The organism is Escherichia sp. MOD1-EC7003 (assembly GCF_002965065.1).
Taxonomy (GTDB): Bacteria; Pseudomonadota; Gammaproteobacteria; order Enterobacterales; family Enterobacteriaceae; genus Escherichia.
This window is the reverse complement of sequence record NZ_PTRE01000164.1, coordinates 1-1,077: the sequence shown is the minus strand read 5'-3', so window position 1 is coordinate 1,077 and position 1,077 is coordinate 1. Positions and strand designations below refer to the sequence as shown.

Sequence of the window (1,077 nt, the reverse complement as noted above, 5' to 3'; positions counted from 1 at the left end):
GCAGCGTTTTTGACGAGTAGCCATTGCGGGTATTAGAGCCTTTTTCAGGCGCATTTTTCTCATACCCGAGATGGTCAGTCAGCTCTGCATTGAGCGCCGTTTCGACGGTCAGCTTGGTCAGCATACGGGAAAACGGGTTAATATCAGCTTCGGTTTTAAGGCCCTTAGCCAGTTCAGCCGCCAGCGCTTTGAGTTTATTTTCGTCCATAATTTGCCTGTCTCCGGTGTTGGAGTGAACATATCAAAAACAGGCAGATACACAATTTAAATTACAGTCTCTTTGACGCGTGTGCAGCCTTACTCCCGGGGCGACAGTCATATTATATTTTCATCTCCCTTATAACATTTATGATAGCTATTCCTCTGAAAATGAATTGCACCTCCACTTTCAGGAGTGGTAATTCATCTTTGATAAGTTCATCGTACACTACGTAAAGTTTATCATGCCAGCCCCCCTAAGTGAGCAACGATATTTACTGCTATACCTCTGCTTATTTTTGGAAAAAAATAACAATCATTGCATGTTTATCAACATACCATTTCACAGCTACAAAGCCATGTGCTCAGCACTGCATTTTCTCTCCGGAGAGTTTCCCAAAGCTCACTGATATGGTCACAATATAGCTGTCTAATGCAGATGTTAAGTCTCTGTAACCATAATTGCCCTCTGCGAGCTGAGACCAGAAGAGTGGCTTTACACGCTCTCAAATGTGCCCATCCCTCCAGGAGTCAGGAAGAGGAAAGATTCGGATTTATCACTGCCAGTGAAATGATTTAGTTTTCATTCCTGCGATTATCCTCCTCTCATTATTAAAAAACGAATATAAATATTAAATATTTATTGTTTCTTTTTTTGAAGCTTGACACAAACACACTCGCTGTGTCTACTTGACATTTGAATAATCTGCAAATATGCTGATGTAAAAAATATATTATCCCATTCGGCACTGTATCACGATTCAATAATAACCCGAGTTATGACTATTCTTGCTCCAGAACGTTGAGTTGGAAACCATGAATAAAATATACTCCCTGAAATATTGCCATATAACTAAAAGCCTGATTGCTGTCTCCGAA

General features: G+C 40.5%; 2 protein-coding genes. One reads left to right on the top strand and one right to left on the bottom strand.

Translation table 11 applies throughout. The features are described from left to right. A partial coding sequence (locus A7090_RS22310; protein ID WP_198599610.1) for a transposase occupies positions 1-208 on the bottom strand: 208 nt, incomplete at its 3' end. Positions 209-1,014: 806 nt separating this feature from the next. Between A7090_RS22310 and A7090_RS27395 the strand changes: the two genes are divergently transcribed. Next, a partial coding sequence (locus A7090_RS27395; protein ID WP_206748398.1) for an ESPR-type extended signal peptide-containing protein occupies positions 1,015-1,077 on the top strand: 63 nt, incomplete at its 3' end.